The organism is Cyanobium sp. BA5m-21 (assembly GCF_024346235.1).
In the GTDB taxonomy this organism is placed as follows: domain Bacteria; phylum Cyanobacteriota; class Cyanobacteriia; order PCC-6307; family Cyanobiaceae; genus Cyanobium_A; species Cyanobium_A usitatum.
In genome coordinates, this window is the sequence record NZ_JAGQCO010000020.1 from 1 (window position 1) to 16,599 (window position 16,599).

At 60.7% G+C, this 16,599-nt stretch carries 19 protein-coding genes; 11 read left to right on the top strand and 8 right to left on the bottom strand.

Features of this window, described 5'->3' with window-relative positions; translation table 11 throughout:
• Positions 1-257 precede the first annotated feature (257 nt).
• Positions 258-692 (bottom strand): MerR family transcriptional regulator, encoded by a 435-nt coding sequence (locus KBY72_RS07760; protein ID WP_254993347.1) that lies wholly within the window; start codon positions 690-692, stop codon positions 258-260.
• A gap of 43 nt (positions 693-735) precedes the next feature.
• On the opposite strand from KBY72_RS07760, the gene KBY72_RS07765 reads away from it, so the two are divergent.
• The 7 genes from KBY72_RS07765 (at position 736) to chrA (ending at position 6,514) form a co-directional block, all read left to right on the top strand.
• Complete coding sequence (locus tag KBY72_RS07765; RefSeq protein ID WP_254932080.1) at positions 736-1,431, top strand: DUF305 domain-containing protein; 696 nt, start codon at positions 736-738, stop codon at positions 1,429-1,431.
• A gap of 56 nt (positions 1,432-1,487) precedes the next feature.
• Positions 1,488-1,709 (top strand): DUF3721 domain-containing protein, encoded by a 222-nt coding sequence (locus tag KBY72_RS07770; protein ID WP_254932079.1) that lies wholly within the window; start codon positions 1,488-1,490, stop codon positions 1,707-1,709.
• A 6-nt stretch (positions 1,710-1,715) separates the two neighbouring features.
• A complete protein-coding gene (locus KBY72_RS07775; protein WP_254932078.1) occupies positions 1,716-1,991 on the top strand; it encodes a hypothetical protein in 276 nt (91 codons plus the stop codon).
• Positions 1,992-2,224: 233 nt separating this feature from the next.
• Positions 2,225-4,327, top strand: a complete 2,103-nt coding sequence (locus tag KBY72_RS07780; protein ID WP_254961150.1) for a copper-translocating P-type ATPase — start codon at positions 2,225-2,227, stop codon at positions 4,325-4,327.
• Positions 4,327-4,782 (top strand): cupredoxin domain-containing protein, encoded by a 456-nt coding sequence (locus KBY72_RS07785; protein WP_254932076.1) that lies wholly within the window; start codon positions 4,327-4,329, stop codon positions 4,780-4,782. The genes KBY72_RS07780 and KBY72_RS07785 overlap by 1 nt, the downstream gene beginning before the upstream one ends.
• An 88-nt stretch (positions 4,783-4,870) precedes the next feature.
• Positions 4,871-4,996, top strand: coding sequence for a DUF433 domain-containing protein (locus KBY72_RS07790; protein ID WP_254961149.1), 126 nt, complete (start codon positions 4,871-4,873; stop codon positions 4,994-4,996).
• Between the two features lie 171 nt (positions 4,997-5,167).
• On the top strand, positions 5,168-6,514 hold the full coding sequence (chrA, locus tag KBY72_RS07795) for a chromate efflux transporter (protein WP_254961148.1): 1,347 nt from the start codon (positions 5,168-5,170) through the stop codon (positions 6,512-6,514).
• An 87-nt stretch (positions 6,515-6,601) separates the two neighbouring features.
• On the opposite strand, the gene KBY72_RS07800 is transcribed toward chrA, so the two are convergent.
• A complete protein-coding gene (locus KBY72_RS07800) occupies positions 6,602-8,224 on the bottom strand; it encodes a mechanosensitive ion channel family protein (protein ID WP_254993348.1) in 1,623 nt (540 codons plus the stop codon).
• A gap of 594 nt (positions 8,225-8,818) precedes the next feature.
• Here KBY72_RS07800 and KBY72_RS14520 point away from each other — a divergent pair.
• Together KBY72_RS14520 and KBY72_RS07810 are read left to right on the top strand one after the other, a co-directional pair.
• Positions 8,819-9,469, top strand: coding sequence for an SGNH/GDSL hydrolase family protein (locus tag KBY72_RS14520; protein WP_396121839.1), 651 nt, complete (start codon positions 8,819-8,821; stop codon positions 9,467-9,469).
• Positions 9,470-10,124: 655 nt separating this feature from the next.
• Positions 10,125-10,487 (top strand): AbrB family transcriptional regulator, encoded by a 363-nt coding sequence (locus tag KBY72_RS07810; protein ID WP_254930509.1) that lies wholly within the window; start codon positions 10,125-10,127, stop codon positions 10,485-10,487.
• 825 nt (positions 10,488-11,312) lie between these two features.
• Here KBY72_RS07810 and KBY72_RS07815 read toward each other — a convergent pair.
• Complete coding sequence (locus tag KBY72_RS07815; protein ID WP_315859531.1) at positions 11,313-11,771, bottom strand: hypothetical protein; 459 nt, start codon at positions 11,769-11,771, stop codon at positions 11,313-11,315.
• A 299-nt stretch (positions 11,772-12,070) separates the two neighbouring features.
• Here KBY72_RS07815 and KBY72_RS07820 point away from each other — a divergent pair, with 299 nt between their 5' ends.
• Positions 12,071-12,769, top strand: a complete 699-nt coding sequence (locus tag KBY72_RS07820; RefSeq protein ID WP_254930508.1) for a cupin domain-containing protein — start codon at positions 12,071-12,073, stop codon at positions 12,767-12,769.
• A 120-nt stretch (positions 12,770-12,889) separates the two neighbouring features.
• Entirely contained in the window at positions 12,890-13,333 is a 444-nt protein-coding gene (locus KBY72_RS07825; RefSeq protein ID WP_254930507.1) for an EamA family transporter, read from the top strand.
• A 125-nt stretch (positions 13,334-13,458) separates the two neighbouring features.
• Here KBY72_RS07825 and KBY72_RS07830 read toward each other — a convergent pair whose 3' ends face one another.
• From KBY72_RS07830 to KBY72_RS07845, 5 genes are all read right to left on the bottom strand, one after another.
• Positions 13,459-13,770 (bottom strand): hypothetical protein, encoded by a 312-nt coding sequence (locus KBY72_RS07830; RefSeq protein WP_254961145.1) that lies wholly within the window; start codon positions 13,768-13,770, stop codon positions 13,459-13,461.
• A 509-nt stretch (positions 13,771-14,279) separates the two neighbouring features.
• Complete coding sequence (locus KBY72_RS07835) at positions 14,280-14,786, bottom strand: Coq4 family protein (RefSeq protein ID WP_315859532.1); 507 nt, start codon at positions 14,784-14,786, stop codon at positions 14,280-14,282.
• Positions 14,738-14,959, bottom strand: a complete 222-nt coding sequence (locus tag KBY72_RS14430) for a hypothetical protein (protein WP_315859533.1) — start codon at positions 14,957-14,959, stop codon at positions 14,738-14,740. The genes KBY72_RS07835 and KBY72_RS14430 overlap by 49 nt, the downstream gene beginning before the upstream one ends.
• A 275-nt stretch (positions 14,960-15,234) precedes the next feature.
• Complete coding sequence (locus KBY72_RS07840) at positions 15,235-15,492, bottom strand: hypothetical protein (protein ID WP_254961144.1); 258 nt, start codon at positions 15,490-15,492, stop codon at positions 15,235-15,237.
• A 32-nt stretch (positions 15,493-15,524) separates the two neighbouring features.
• Positions 15,525-16,526, bottom strand: coding sequence for a sensor histidine kinase (locus KBY72_RS07845; RefSeq protein ID WP_254993349.1), 1,002 nt, complete (start codon positions 16,524-16,526; stop codon positions 15,525-15,527).
• Positions 16,527-16,599 lie beyond the last annotated feature (73 nt).

A 16,599-nucleotide genomic window follows, 5' to 3' on the forward strand; every position in this document is an offset into this window, starting at 1 on the left:
CTTGCTGCTGCTACTGCCACCCCCGTGGCACTGACCGCACCTGCAATCGGTTGATAGTCAACAGCCCAGCTACGGCTGGGCAATAACGGAATCCCAAAAGCTCCCTTGAATAAGGGGGCTTTTTTGTTGCCTGGGTGGTTGGGCTTGGCTCCTTCAGTTCTGGCCAGATCGCTGTGGTCCCACCAGGGTGTCGCGCGGTTTAGCTGTGTTGCCGCCCAGCAGCAGATCACCCCTGGCGCCGGCAGCACGTTTCTCCTTCAGATGCCTGCACTTACTTGAGCTGGCCTGCCGCCGCAGCTCTGCCAAGTGCTGAGCAGTCCGTTTAGCTCGGCATGGAGGGATTTCAAATCGACAATCCGCTGCTCGATCTCGCCGGCCTTGCCGCGGATCGTGGCCTGCAGGTTGTCGCAGGTGCACATCCCCGATCGGCGGGCCTCCAGTACGGCTTTGATTGTGGGCAGAGGGAGCTCGAGCCCCCGCAGGGTGCGGATCAGGGCCAGTTCTCCATACACCAACGCATCAAAAAGCCGGTAGTGCCCCTCACTGCGGCCTGATGGTCGCAGCAGTCCCTGATCGCAATAGAAGCGGATCGTTTTTACGGAAACGCCCGAGTGGGCAGCTACCGCTCCGATCTTTTGGGGCTCCTGGGCCGGCAGCTCTGGCGGTTGTAGTGCGGCCACTTGACTCTCCACCAAGAGGAGACCCCATCGTAGGAACACAGCCAACTTCCTACCCATGCGTTCCCTCGCTGCATCGCTATTACTTGCTGGGATCTGGACCGCCCCGGCCCTGGCCCAGGGCGATCCCCACAAGCACCATCACCAGCATCAGGCGGCCCCTGCTGCCGCTTCCCCCAGCCAGGCACACGCCAGCCATAGCCATGACGTCGGCCCAGCCGGTGCCACCTACGACCTGCGCTGGCTCGACGCGATGGTGCAGCACCACACCGGTGCGCTGCGGATGAGTGAGTTTGTGTTCAACATCGGCCACCCCGGGGTGGGCGCCCTAGCCAACAGCATCTGGCGCGAGCAGGCCCGCGAGATCAAGGCGATGGCCCAGTGGCGCAAGGCCTGGTATCCAGAGGCGCCGGTCTATCCAGTGGCCCTCAGGCCGGGCGGTGATCCCAACTCCATGAGCAGCCTGGAGCGCATGGGCGCTGCCCAGATCCAGGCGATGCAGATGATGGGCTCCACCCCCACCAAAGCCAACCGGTTGGTGTGGTTTCTCGAGGGGATGATCGCCCACCACGGCGGTGCCCTGCAGATGGCCCACGACGCCCTCAACAAGAGCAGCGATACCACCGTTCGCCGGCTAGCGCGAGAGATCATAGTGGCCCAGCGCGCTGAAATCATCGAGCTGCGCCGCATGCTGCGCCTGGAGGGATTGATCAAGCCGGAGTACAGCCAATACGACGCACTCTTTCGCTTCTAACTCTTTTAATCTAACTCTTTTAATCTGACTCTTTCGATCTGATCAATTCACCTCTGATGGATCTCTTCTCCATGAATAGCCGCATGGCACTGATCGCCCTGGCGCTGGCGGCAACACCGCTGACCAGCCACGCCCACCCCAAGGGCCTTCATGACACCCAGCAGCAGGCCGAGCAAAGGGCCAAGGAGCTCGGCTGCACAGGCACTCACCAGAACAGCGGTAAGTGGATGCCCTGCAGCAATGAGGCAACCCTGCACCAGCAACTGCGTCACCACTAAACCGCCATGCCTTTTTTGCCTAAAACTCGCTGGCGTCAGCTGCACCGCTGGGTAGTGCCGATCGCGGCGGCACCACTACTGCTCACCGCCGCAACCGGCTCGCTCTACAGCCTGCTGCTCGAGCAGGGAATCGACGCCTTCTGGCTGCTCAAGATTCACTCCGGTCGCTTTGGCCCGCTGAATCTGCAGCCCTATTACTCAGGGCTGCTGGGGCTGTTCACGCTGGTGGTCATTGGTTCCGGCATGGCCCTGCTGATTTCAAGCCGCAGGGCTAGGGCCTGAGTGCTGGAAATCCACACGGACAACTTCGAGGTAATCAACCTGCAGCCCTATTATCCGGAGATTATTTTACTCGGAGACAAGTGTAATCCACTTGCTACATAACTGAGCTCAAAGGAGAAATATCAAGAACCAGAATAGGAAAATCACGGGATATGGCTCTGCATCGAACTGGACATCACTAGCTTGAAGAGATAGCTCCGCGCCAACGCCAGGCCTCTGATGTCACGCACACAATGAGCGCCCCCTCCCTCGGCCCACCCTGCTGCCCTGCCGAGGGACCAGCCGTTTCGGCAGACGGTATGGAGCGGGAGCTGGCCCGGGAGCGCACCCTGCTGCGCCGCAAGGTCAGCGTTGCTGCCGTCCTCACCGTCCTGGTGATGGGCTCGAGCCTGCCCCACATGTTGGGGCTTCACAGCCTTCCGTTACTGCCTTTCTGGTTCACAAGCCCCTGGACCCAGCTGATCCTCACCACACCGGTGTTGTTCTGGTGCGGGCGTGACTTCTTCACCGGCGCCGTCTCGGCCTTCCGGCAGCACTTCGCCGACATGAACACCCTGGTGGCGGCCGGCACCGGCATCGCCTACCTCACCTCGCTGTTCACCACCCTGTTCCCCCAGGTGCTGATCGCGGAAGGCCTGCCCGCCGACGTCTACTACGAAACCGTGGCGGTGATCCTGACCCTGGTGCTGCTGGGCCGGCTGCTGGAGGCCAGGGCTCGCGGCCAAACCTCAGAAGCGATCCGGCGGCTGCTGCAGCTGCAGCCCCCCAGCGCCCGGGTGCTGCGGGATGGACAACCGGTTGAAGTTCCGGTGTCGATGGTGGTGGTCGGTGACCTGGTGCAGGTACGTCCCGGCGAAAAGATCCCGGTGGATGGGGAGGTGAGCGAAGGCAGTTCCTGGGTGGAGGAGTCGATGCTCACCGGTGAACCCACCCCCGTGGCCAAAGCTGCCGGCGATGCCGTGATCGGCGCCTCGATGAACCGCAGCGGCAGTTTCACCTTCCGAGTCAGCCGGGTGGGGGCCAACACGGTGCTGGCCCAGATCGTGGAGCTGGTGCGCCAGGCCCAGAGCTCCCGCACCCAGCTGCAGCGCCTGGCTGATCAGGTGGTGGGCTGGTTCGTGCCGGTGGTGATCGCCCTGGCTATTGCCGCCTTTGTGGTCTGGTTCCTGATCAGCGGCAATCCCGTGCTGGCGATGCTGTTTCTGGTGAGTGTGCTGGTGATCGCCTGCCCTTGTGCCCTGGGCCTGGCCACCCCCACTTCGATCATGGTGGCCTCCGGCAAGGGGGCAGAGAACGGCCTGATCTTCCGCAGCGCCGAAGCCCTGGAAACGGCCGGCAAGCTGCGCACCATCGTGCTCGACAAGACCGGCACCCTCACCCGCGGCCAGCCGGAGGTGACCGATTTTGAACGGCTACCCGGCGGCGTGCTGCCGGCCGACACCCTGCTGGCCCTCACGGCAGCGCTGGAATCCCGCTCGGAGCATCCCCTGGCCGAAGCGATCACGACCTATGCCCGCAGCCAGTTAAATTACGGCGCACTGCCTGCGCTCGAGGGCTTCGAGGCCGTGGCCGGGCGCGGCGTGCAGGGGGTGGTCGCCGGCCAGCAGGTGCGGGTCGGCACCCCCCGCTGGTTCGAGGAACTCGGCATCGACACCGTCGCCCTCCAGCCCCTAGTGGAGCGTCTTGAGGCCGCTGCCTGGAGTGTCGCGGCCGTGGTTGTGGACGGGCGGATCGAGGCCTGCTTCGGCGTGGCCGATCCCCTCAAATCCAGTTCAGCAGCCGCCGTGGCCGCCCTGCGGCGTCTGGGTCTGCAGGTGGTGATGCTCAGCGGCGACGCCAAGCGCACGGCCGAAGTGGTGGCCGCCCAAGTGGGGATCGAGCGGGTGATCGCCGAAGTGCGCCCCGCCGACAAGTCCTCGGTGATTCGCAAGCTGCAGGAGCGGGGTGAGGGCCCGGTGGCGATGGTGGGCGACGGCATCAACGACGCCCCAGCCCTGGCCCAGGCCGATGTGGGCATCGCCATGGGCACCGGCACCGATGTGGCGATCGCCGCCAGCGACATCACCCTGATCTCCGGCAACCTGGCCGGCGTGCCGGCAGCGATCGAGCTCAGCCGCGCCGCGATGGCCAACATCCGCCAGAACCTGTTCTTCGCCTTCGCTTACAACGTGGCCGGCATCCCGATCGCCGCTGGCCTGCTGTTTCCGCTCACCGGCTGGTTGCTGAACCCGATGATCGCTGGCGCCGCCATGGCCTTCAGCTCGGTGTCGGTGGTGAGCAATGCCCTGAGGCTGCGGAACTTCCGCCCCGCGCGCCTACCTCTTCCAACCACCTGATGCTGATCCTTGCTGCCGCAGCGCCCCTCTGGCGCACCATCGATCAACCCGTGGCCCTCAAAGGGCTGGTGGCCATGGTTGGCTTGCTTCTCATCGCCTGGCAGCTCTGGTGGTTCCTGGGTCGCCATGGCGGTGGCGTGGCGGCCCGCCAGAGCGAGGCAGGCTTGCAGGAGATCACCATCGTGGTGGATGGCGGCTATGCACCCTCACGAATCAAGGTGAAGGCCGGCCAGCCGATGCGGCTTGCCTTTCATCGAGTCGATCCGAGCAGCTGCTTGGCCCAGGTGATCTTCCCCGACTTCCACAAAAGCCTCGATCTGCCCCTTGATGCCACCACCAGCCTGGAGTTGCCCCCCACAAAAGCCGGCGTCTATCCCTTCCACTGCGGCATGAACATGGTGCGCGGAGTGCTGGAAGTGGAGTTAGGGACGAGGGTGTCCCAGGTAGCTGGCTAAAAATAGACACGAGCCAATTTGCGCTCATAGGCTGCCAACGCTGAAAAGCAACAGCCCTCGACAGATGGCCTGGGCATGCAAAGCGAGCTTGGATGTTCCGCGGAACCAGGTTCGCGGCACCAGGGTCCCGGTGGCTGCCCTGTTTGAAAACCTGGAAGACGGGGTCTCCATGACCGAATTCGTTGAGTGCTTCCCCGGTGTGCAGTTGGAGTAGGTCCGCTTTGTGCTGGAGTATGCCGCCCGCATTACACCAGCGGCCCTATCTCGATGAGGCGGTGCTGCTCAAGATCCGCAGTCGCCATGGGGTTAGGCCCGCCGCCGCTGCCCAGACTCCTTTGCGTTGAACTGTGCGTTGATATTGATCGTGCCCCCATTGCCCAAGCCCGTGACCACTGGATCCGTCAGCCCTGTCAGCCTCGCTGAGGCCTCGCGCTTCTGGTTCCAGCTGGGCTGGGTGAGCTTCGGCGGGCCGGCCGGGCAGATCGCCCTGCTGCATCGCGAGCTGGTGGACCGGCGCCGCTGGCTCTCGGAACGGCGCTACCTGCACGCCCTCAACTACTGCATGCTGCTGCCGGGGCCGGAGGCCATGCAGCTGGCCACCTACCTGGGCTGGTTGATGCATGGTGTTCCCGGTGGCCTGATCGCCGGGGGGCTGTTCGTGATCCCCTCGGTGTTCGTGCTCACGGCCCTGGCCAGCATCTATGCCCTCTGGGGGCAGCTGCCCCTGCTGGCCTCGGTGTTCGCCGTGGTCAAACCGGCGGTGCTGGCAATTGTGCTGATGGCCGCCTGGCGCATCGGCCGCCGCACCTTGCACACGCCCCTGCTGGTGGCCCTGGCGGTTGCCGGTTTCCTGGCGCTGGCACTGCTGGATCTGCCCTATCCCGTGGTGGTGATCAGCGCTGGCCTGATCGGCCTTGGCGCCGCCCGTTGGCGGCCCAACCTGCTGGTGGCGAGCAAGCCCCACGGGGCTGGATCGAGCGACTCCAAGCAGGATCGGCCTGGCGCTCTTCACGACGATGACTCCGCCTCGCCCGACCATGCGCGCTTTTCAAAGCGGCGGTTGGCGGTGACGCTGCTGGTATGGGCCCTGGTAATGCTTGTGCCCCTGGCCGCTCTGGCGAGCTTTGGCGGCTGGAACGGCACCCTGGCGCTGATGGCCCGCTTTTTCACGCGGGTGGCCCTGCTCAGCTTTGGTGGTGCCTATGCCGTGCTGCCCTACGTGGCACAAGGGGCGGTGGAGCAGTTCAACTGGCTCTCGGCCAGCCAGATGCTCGATGGCCTGGCCCTAGGCGAAACCACCCCGGGGCCACTGATCATGGTGGTGGCCTTCGTGGGCTTCATGGGCGGCTGGAATCAATCGATCGCAGCTGGCTTAAGCCCCTGGCCCCTGGCCCTGGCGGCGGTGCTGGTGACGGTGTGGTTCACCTTCCTGCCCTCCTTCGGTTTCATCCTGGCCGGGGCACCGCTGGTGGAAGCCACGCGCGGCGACCTGCGCTTCGGGGCGCCGCTGAGCGCCATCACCGCCGTCGTGGTGGGCGTGATCGCCAGCCTGGCGCTTTTTTTCGCCGGGCCGGTGCTCTGGTCCGGCGGCATTTTCAACCCTTGGGCGGCAGTGGTGGTGGCGTTGGCTTTATTTGCGCAGCTGCGGCTGCGCTGGAGCGTGCTGCAGGTGATCGGTGCAGCGGCGGCCATCGGTGCAGTGCTGGCAGGGGTGGCAGCGCTATCAATTTGATCGACAGGAGAGACAACAAAGCCCGGAGCGTTGGTCCCGGGCATTTGCCTGCTCAGCCGAAAGCTGAACCAGCCCAGCGGACAGCCTTCAGCCGGCGGCGGGCGGAGTAGGGGTCGGGGTGCCAAAGGACTTGGAAGGCCAGGGAGGCACCGTGCTCCCGTTGCCGTTGCGCATGGCGTGGTAGCCGGGGGAGAGGATCTCAACGCCAGCGCCGGCGAATTGGTCCTGGATGGCCCCCAGCAGATCTGAGAGGGTGCTGCGGTAGGTGTCCACATCCACCACATAGGCGCTGAGCTCGTAGCTGATGTGGAAGTCGTTAAGTGAGGTCTGGAGCACGAACGGAGGGAGCTCCTGGCTGATGCCTGCGGTGGCGCCAGCCGCATCCAGCATCAGCCGGTGAACCTGGCGCCAGGGCACGTCGTACCCGATGGTGACGGTGGTGGCGATCACCACGGGCTGGGCGATCTCGCGACGGGCCAGGCTGTAATTGATGATCGAGGCCCCCAGCACGGTGGCGTTGGGGATGCTCACCACCTCGTTGCGGGGGGTGCGCAGGCGGGTCACAAGCAGGGCGGAGTCGTGAACGATGCCGACGGTGCCGTTGATGCTGACCCGGTCGCCCTCCTGGTAGGCCCGGGTGTAGGTGAGCATCAACCCCCCGATCAGGTTGGCGGCCACCGCACTGGAGCCCAGGGCCGCCAGCACGCCCACGAACAGGCCTGCCCCCTGGAAGGCCTTGCTGTTGGCCCCTGGGATGTAGGGGTAGGCGGCCACCACACCGAATAAAAGGATGCCGATGCCCACCAGCCGGGCTGTGGGCCGGGACCATTCCGGGTAAAACCAGCTCAGGCGAAGGTTCCCTTTCTCCACCGACCGGAACCAGGCGTTGCTCGCCCGCATCAGCAGCACGGCCAGACCCAGGATCACCGCCACGGAGATCAGGTCGGGGATGGCCCTCGAAACGGCCAGGGCACCGCTCACCACGAGGCCAGTGATCTGGCGCCGCAGGGTTTCGGAGAGGGCCTGGGTGGGGGGAAACAGCCCCAGGAAAAGGGGAATGGAGAGGTAGCTGACCAGCAGCAGCAGGGCCCCGTGCACGATTCGGCGCAGGGGATCGAGGAGGCTGCGCTCCTGATCGGCGGTGAGCCACTGGTTACCCCCCACCTGCAGCCCCCGGATCCGGTGGTTGGCGGGGTCGTTGATCCAGCGCTCCAGGCGCCGGTTGAGGGCGATCTGGCCTCGCAGCCACAGGATGTAGAAACCCAGGGCGAGCAGGGCCAGCGAGCTCCCCCGCAACCAGTCCAAACGGCGGTGGGTTTGGCGGTGGCGCACAATCGCCGCGCGGATCTGCTCCAGGTAGCGCTGGGCCAGCTGCTGGCGGCTGAGCTGAAAGCGGGCCGCGTTGCGGTCATCCACTGAAAGGCGGGGCTCAAATATTTCTCCCCGCATCACGCCGATGGTGGTGTACGGCGGGTCCTCTTGCAGGACGATCTGATCAGGCTGGATCGAATCGTTGGCGGCCAGCTCGGCCAGCCGCTGGCTAGCCACCCTCGCCAACTGCGCTGGCGTCTGGGCGCCGGCGGCGACACGGATTTCAAGCACCCGGCGGCCATCCAGTTTGATGAAGGCCGGGCTGGGAGCGTCAGCAGCTCGGGTCAGGGGGGCCGCTACCAGCAACTGCGTCGCCAGCAGGGCGACCAGCAGGGGCAAAAGGAAGCGCGCCCATCTGGGGCGTGGGCGAAGGCCAAAGGGCTCTAAATGACCCACGATGCTTCTACTTGAACGTCAACGGACCCTATCTTCTCCTTCCCGATTGAGTTCCGATCACTTTGGGCCTCGAGCTGGCAAGGCTGCGCCATCTTCCTGGCTGCTCACCTGCCACCGGTCCAGTAAGAACGAATTGAAGCGATGGCCTGCCTGAGCAGCGAAAGGCTCAATGCAAATTCATTTCAGCAACCACTGCGAATGAAGGAACGGCTATGCGATGGGGGATTAACAGTGCAGTCCCTAGGAGGCAACATAAAACCTCCATGGCGACCCCTTCTAGCCCAAAGATTAAGGGCCTGTTTCAACAGCTCTACGTCTTCGGTGACAGCCTGACGTCCCATGGCGATATCGGCGGACCAATGGGCGTTTGCTCTGCTCAGCATCCACGTGACGTGGAACCCAGAAATTGAACCAGGCGGCGATGATCGCCGTGGATGGGGCCTGAGCCAGCCGGAAGCCTGCAACTTTGTCATTTGTGAAGCTGTCGCTGCCAGTTGATGCGGATGCGGCTAAGCAATCGTCAGGCCACGACCTGGAATGATTGTGACAAGAGAAAAATCAGTACTGTGCTTTGGTGACTCGAATACTTGGGGATACATACCGCTCACTGCAGGTCGCCTTCTTCGCAGGGAACGCTGGCCCGGAGTTCTGCAAGAATCCCTAGGAGAGTCGTATTACGTTATTGAAGAGGGTCTCAATGGGAGGTCTACAGTTTTCGATGAACCATTTCGAGACGGTCGAAATGCTCGCAACACAATTCTGGCGGTTCTCGAAAGCCACGCGCCGCTTGATCTGTTAATAATAATGCTTGGCACCAATGATTTAAAGCACCATCTAAATGCATCGGCTCATGAATCAGCGAGGGGCATCAGCGCACTCTTGCAGATAGCTATTAATAGCGCCACCAGTATCGATAAGGGCTCACCAAAAATATTAGTGATTGCGCCACCAAGGTTTGGAAATATGTCCGAACTCATGGCCCATCATTTCAAAGATGCAATGGCTCGCTCCGCTGAGCTGCCTGCTCAATACGAGCAATCATGCACCCAATTCGACTGCAGCTTTATCGACTGCAATCAGGTGGTGACTGTGGCAGAGGATGGCATTCACCTGGATGCCCATGGCCATCGCAAGTTGGCCTTGGCTCTTGCGCCGATAGTGAAAGCCTTGATAGGCGATGCGGCATAACATGGCGATGCTTGTATCGATTGGTTTTTTGCCATAGGGGCTCAAGCAAATGTTATAAGCATTCTTTTCACCGAGATAGCGCAGGATCAGCAAGCCAAACTCAGCTTCCGAAGCTCTCGAGCTGGAAATAGGCAGCTAAGGCATCAACGGCTGTTCAGGCACTAGCTACCTGATGAAAACCAACCCAACAGACAACCAGCCACACTTTTCCTAATGACGCCGCTGGTGTTGCTCCCTTTGCTCGGCACACAGTAGGCGCCAAAGCTGCAGCAACTCAAGCGGGCAACCTCCCACCTTGGGCAGCAGTTGAACCGGCCGCTTAGCCATCTGCGTCCAGGCCATCGTCAGTGCCAACGTTCTCCGCCTCGGGATGCGGAATACCGGGATGCGGAAGCGAGTCTATGGCGCACCGGGGTGTGGCGTGTGCCTCTTATTTCCGAGCTCAAGAGTTGCTAATCCAGGGACACAGCTATCTCGATGGAAGCGGGGACGTAGACGCCTGTGAAACCGAGCTCTGACAGTGGCATTTTGCAATATCGCGAAGCCGCATTGATGGTTGACACTGGAGCCCGTGGAGGCAAAGCCTTGCCTGCCGATGTAGTGGATTGACACAGCATGTGGGCTTGGTATATTCAGGGGACCACGCCAATATCAGATGATTACCGGATCCGACCTGCTCGCCAAGGTCAAGGAACTGGGCGATGTCTCCAAGTCAGAGCTCGTGCGTGAGTGCGGCTATGTGAGCACCAAAAAAGACGGCGGCGAGCGCCTCAACTTCACCGCTTTCTATGAGGCCCTGCTGGGCGCTAAGGGTGTAAGCCTCGGCACCGATACCGCCGGAAGGGGCAAGGGTGGGCGCAGCCTTAGCTATGTGGCAACTGTTCAGGGCAACGGCAATCTGCTGGTGGGCAAGGCCTATACAGCCGTGCTCGACCTACTGCCCGGCGATGAGTTCGAGATCAAGCTTGGCCGTAAGCAGATCAAGCTGATTCCCCTGGGCAGCGCAGATGAGGAGTGAGCAGACACCAGCCGTGATCTCGTGCGCTGTGAAAACCGGCACCCGAAAATAGGTGCCGGCATAACCGCCTGCAATCCCTTGGTGGGGATACAACCACAACGATTGGCGCAGCGGAGTGGTCGCGCAAAAGGCGACGTATCCGCTGGCCTTCGGCGGAACGCTCATCAATGGCCTTGCGGCGTTCATTGGCCAACCGGAACATCAACGTGGGCAAGATATTGTAGGTGTGGACCGCCGTGGCCTCCTCAGAGAACAGGATCCGAGCCGTGGAAGGGAAAAACGGCTGAAGACCAGACCCGTAACCAACGCGGTCACGAACAACCCCAGCAAGGACTCGGCGGTGATGAGCAGATTGCTGTAAAGGCTTGTCGGAAACAATGCCCCCTAGCCGATCGAGCCCAAGGTATGGAGGCTGAAGAAAAAGATCCCCAAAGCTGGTAGCGGTTCCATCCACCCGTGCGATTCCCTGGGGATCGAGTACATAAAGACCCGCGACAAGCAGGCTGAGGAGCAGGTAGCCGGAGGCAACCAAGCCGAAAAAAAACTGGCCAGGGAACAGCCAGCAAAAGGTGATTGGGGTACCGCAAACGCCGGACCCAGTTCGCCGGATTCACGGCCGAAACGATGCCACCGTGCTTCTGAAGCCGCTCCTGCCCTGGTATTGAAGGCTCTCCCTTGATCGGTCCCCGCGGTTTACAAGATCTGCGCCCGTGCCAACCCGCCCCACTCGGCTGGAGCGCACGAAATGAAAACTCAAGCCATAGCGTTCCAGAGCAGGCAACCAGCCCCCGGCTCTGGTGGGCAGGCACCTTTAGCCAGTTGTAGTCAATGCTCGCTAACGCAGCTGTAGTGCTCAGCGTTTCCGCGCAATTGTGCGAATTCCGGGTGATCTGGATCAAGGGCCTGCCACCACCAGCGCCCATCGGAGTAACTGGCAATCCCAGCATTATTGGTACGTGGTAATTGCAGACTCAGTTCGCGCCAGCGCAGCACCATGAAGGCTCCAGGCACTGTGTCGTCGTTGCTATTGGGGATATCTACAGCATCCACAGACCCGTTGAAGGCGATTGCATCCAGCGAGTCGCCCTCACAGAGGAAATGCTGCGCGGCGCCACTGCTGGCATATGCGCTTGGCGCCGTCAACAGCATCAACAGGCTCATGGCAATGGCAACAATCTCTCTGCGCAATTTCCTTTCCCTTATGGCAGTCAGGTGCGATTCACTTTGGCAGTTAATGGGCGCATCGTCATCAGACGTCGGCATGGACCGGCTGGCAAAGGTCACGCCTCTCTAGCCAGAAGCCAGCACAAACAGAATAAGATCCATTTTGGTGAATCAGTGAGCAGAAGTGGGATCCCCTTGTGGGCGCCTCGAAAATTAAGGGATTTGCCAGCCTCAGCAACCGTTGTATTTCAGTCAAGAAGGATTCCAGATAGGGCTGCCGATGTCACCATCACCTGGCTACAGGTGGGCCATGGCAGGACGTAAGCAGGCAGGTCAGTCACGTCACCTGCAGCGCGACTGGACTAGAAGACTGCACCACTAGCGACTAGTTTCAACCTTTAGGGGCCAGAATCCAACTTATGGAGCTCCATGCAGACCTCAGTCAGCGGGCGGTGCTCGACACCAATGCTCTCAATTGGAACCAAACCCCTATGGCGGGGGTGGAGCGGCGCCTACTTGATCGCAATGGCGGCGAGGTAGCCAGGGCAACCTCGATCGTGCGCTATGCCCCAGGCAGCCACTTCGAGCGCCATCTTCATGGCGGCGGCGAAGAGATCCTGGTGCTGGAGGGCACTTTCTCAGATGAACAAGGCGACTACCCAGCCGGCACCTACCTGCGCAACCCCGCTGGCTCCAGCCATGCTCCATTCAGCGAAGCGGGCTGCACCATCCTGGTCAAGCTGCACCAGATGCACCCGGCAGATCAGCAGCAGCTGGTGAAAAACACCAATAAAGAAGCCTGGATTCCAGGACTGGTCAGGGGGTTGGATGTGCTGCCGCTGCACGCCTTTGGCTCTGAACACCTAGCCCTAGTGCGATGGGCCCCGGGAACGGTGTTTCAGACCCACAGCCATCCAGGTGGGGAGGAGATTCTGGTGCTCGCAGGCGTATTCAATGACGAACACAGCACCTATCCGGCTGGCAGCTGGCTGCGCAATCCGCCCGGCAGCGTGCACAGGCCATGGAGCGAAACCGGTTGCACGATCTGGGTTAAAACCGGCCATCTACCGGAGACGATTGCTCCGCAGAGCCCCCTGATGCACGAATCAAAGAGGTGACTTCCTTCCTGAGACAGGGGGAGACACGCTGCATAACATTGCAGGTTTGATAGCTCACAGTTCAACAGAGATACTTGGCTAGAATGAAACCAGCATGACCGATACGGAAAATAAATTCAAATGAGCCCGTTTCCAGCCCTACCCCTTTGGCTTACATGGGCTTTACTTTCAGCAATTTTTGCTAGCGCTTCTGCCGTACTCGGCAAAGTAGGACTTGAAAACATTGAGGCCGACCTAGCCACCCTTATCCGCACAGTGGTCATATCAATATTCTTGCCGTTGCTAATCATTGCAACCGGCAAATGGAGCAATCCATTTGAACTATCACAACAGACTTGGGTATTCATAACCCTGTCCGGCATTGCCAGCGGCCTGTCTTCCTTCTGCTTTTTTAGGGCATTGAAACAGGGAGATGCGTCATTAGTGGTGCCCATTGACCGCCTCAGCTTGCTGTTTGTCGCCCTTATCGGATTCGCCTTTCTTGGCGAACGCCCCTCAGCTACTGGCTGGACAGGACTATTGCTCATCGCCGGAGGAGGATTGCTGTTATCACTAGCCGAATAAATTCCAAAATAGATTATATTATTAGCCGCAGCCAATCATATTAGCCGCCAAGCTGATAAAATTAAATGCATCATTTCCCGATGCCCAAATACGCTGGCAACATCAAAGCCCAAGAGAATGCGACGCTACTCTTCAGTGTTACCCTCAACCTTTCCAAAGACATTACCCCATACATCACCCTTGACATCCCCCCAAACGCTTCCCTCAACATTGCCATTAACATTACCTAAAACATGGCGGCCAACATTTGCACCAACATCACGTCCGACATATCCTTCTACACTTCCTTCAACGTCTCCATGTATATCACCGCGAACACTGCCCTGAATGCTACCGGTAACGTCCCCCCAGACATTTGCATTGACTTGGAGAATACGAAGCTTGCCGTCTACAAGTCCAAAAGTGACAAGCTTATTGATTTCCTCGATCTCAGACATTCTCTTAGATACTAAGTGAGTAGTGCAGCATAGACCATGGAGAGGATTGCCAAAACATTATTCTCCGTGGCTACGATCCCACTGCAGCGTCAAAGTAGGTTGCTCCACGCAAGCTATTACTAGCGGATGACCAACCAGTTCAGAAGAAACGCAGGCTGATATCAAGCTCCTTAGTAGGGGATAGCGCTCCACCATCGCTGCGTATTCAGGTGAATTGCGATAGGAGTGCTCCAGAAGCCGGTAGTCCTGATCTGGCTGCATCGCACCAGCGGGAGCGCCATACAGAATCGAAGAGGGCTCTGCCTTGTCTAGGTCCGCTTCAGGATCGATTGGCCTAAGAATCAATTTTTCGGTTGACATGGACATATTAAGTGGGTGCGCTCGGGGCTGCTTCAGAGGGCTCCTTTACAAAACTGGCGCAGCGGAAAGGCAATTGAGCCTGATGTCAGGGGGATCAAACAGAAGCAGCTGACTCAGTGGTTCCGCTGGAGGGGCCATAAGCCTCATTTCTAGGCAGCCAATCCATAGGCCGCGCCATCAGCCGGATCATTTATTCCCAGCTCCAGGCGCCAATCGCCAACGGACCGCTCCCAGCCCACCTCCCACCGGGCCGCTATCAAGCAGTGGGCCTGATGGCCGATCGCCATGCCGTGAGCCACCGCCTTGGCTAGTTCCTCATAGCGCTGCAGCTGAAGGCGGAAGCTGGCTAGTTGGCCGGCGGTGGTGAGCAGCACATAGGCGGGAAAGCCGATTTGGGCGGCGGTGATCGCCAGCACGCCGCTTTCGCCTGCTGCTGAGGTGCCAAAGCCACCCACCACATGGTGGATGTCGTGGGTGGTGGCTACCCGTTGGGTGAGCCATTGGGCCTCGCTATCAATCGGGCGCGGCCGGAAAAATTCCGGGTCGTAGTTGAGCCGGCGGATCAGCTCGGCGTAGCTGCGGCCCAAGCTCCCCACTGGAAGCTGGATCAGCCGCTCGATGTCGGGCTGCAGCGGCGGATAGCGCTGCTCGAGCATTTCCGCTCCACCAGCCACCGCCTTAAGCGCCTTATCGAATCGACCATCTGGGGACTATCGATCATGTTGTCGAGCAGATCGGCTATCGAGTTCAGATCGCCGCCACTGCGACCTATCGCGGCAAGCAGTTTGAGGTTGTTGGCCGCCCGCAGCAGCGCACCAAACCGCGACATAAACCAATCTCAACTGCCTCCAGTATGACTGATACTTTCCACCTTCACGAGCAAGTGGTGGAGCAGTGGACAAAAGGCTCAAGGATTCATACGAACACGAACCGATCTATTATATTCAAAATTCGAGATCATTCCATCTGGTGAGACGATAACCTCCAGTTTCCAGAGTGGCCGCTTTGCGCTAAGTCGTCCGACCAGGAGGAACACCAAGAGACTGGTAACGATATCCCCTAGAGCTGGACTTGTGGTGGCCTTCGCCATGATCCCTGAGGCGCTCAGGCTTGCTCCCACTCAATCTTCACCACATCTAGCGGACCGCGGCCGCCGCGATTCAGCTCAGTGGCGGCTCGCAGGGCAGCTTCGTGGGTATGAAAAAGAAAGGCATCAGAAGTGCTATCAACATCGACGAGTCGCTGATCCTCGCCGGCAATGGCCAGAAATGTGCCATCGCTAAGACGCTTCAGGGCATATCGCTCAGCCTGGGTGCAGTCCATCGGATGGGATGGATCAATCTCGGGAGCCCAAAAATGCATGGCTTCAAGCCCTTCGCCTATACCTAATAAACCTAGCCAGGGCTGACGCTGTCGACTACGCCCGGCAGGATCATCTCAAGCACGGCGCCGCCTTCAGCCTGGTTGCTCGCCTGGATCCGTCCGCCGTGGGTAACGGCGATCTGCTGCACGATCGACAAGCCCAGGCCACTGCCGATCCGGTTACTTCGGGCCCGAGATGGATCACCTCGGTAAAAGCGTTCAAACAGATGGGCTAGGTCTTCTTCGCTAAGCCCGGGTCCCTGATCAGCCACGCTCAGCTGGCACCACTCACCGCGGCGATCAAGGCTGACCCGCACCACCCCACCATCGGGGCTGTAGCGCAGGGCGTTATCAAAAAGGTTGAGCAGGGCCCGGTGCAGGCGGGAATTGTCGCCGCTCAAACGCAACTGCGCTGGTGCAACTAGCTCAAGAGCTATCTGGCGTTGATCTGCCAGCGGCCGCACGCTGGCCCATACCTGCTCCACCAGCTGGGGCAGATCCACCACCATGGCCCGTGGGCCCGTGCCCGGCAGGGTGTTTTCCAGGCGGGAGAGCTCCAGTAGGTCGCCCACCAGCTCCTGCAGCCGCAGCAATTCCCGCTGCAACCGCTCCACCAGTCGCGCATTCTGGCTAGTTACCTGGGCAGCGAGGCTATCGCCCACCAGCAGCAGGGCGGTGAGGGGGGTTTTCAATTCATGGGCCACATCACTAACCCAGCGCTCCTGCTGCTCGAGCTGGGCATCAAGGGAGCGGCGGCTCTGCAGTTGCACCACCAACCAGCCATCTCGTCCCGGCACCACCATGGCGTCTAGGTCATGGCCGCCGGAGTGCAATTCCAGCCGCTGGGGGCGATCCTGGCGGCGGGCGATGCGGATGCTGCTGGCCAGGCCTGGATCTGGGTAGACATCACCGAAGGGTTGGCTTAGCAATAGGCGGCCGGCATCAAGCTGCAAGATCCGCTCCGCCCTTGGGTTGATATGGCCGATCAGGCCTTGGCGATCCAGCAGGATCCAGCCAATGGCGGCGGAATCCATCCAGCTCAGCAGTTGCCGGGCTGGGGGCAGGGGGCGGTTCAGGCCAGCTCGACGCCGCCAGGAGGCCCCTCCA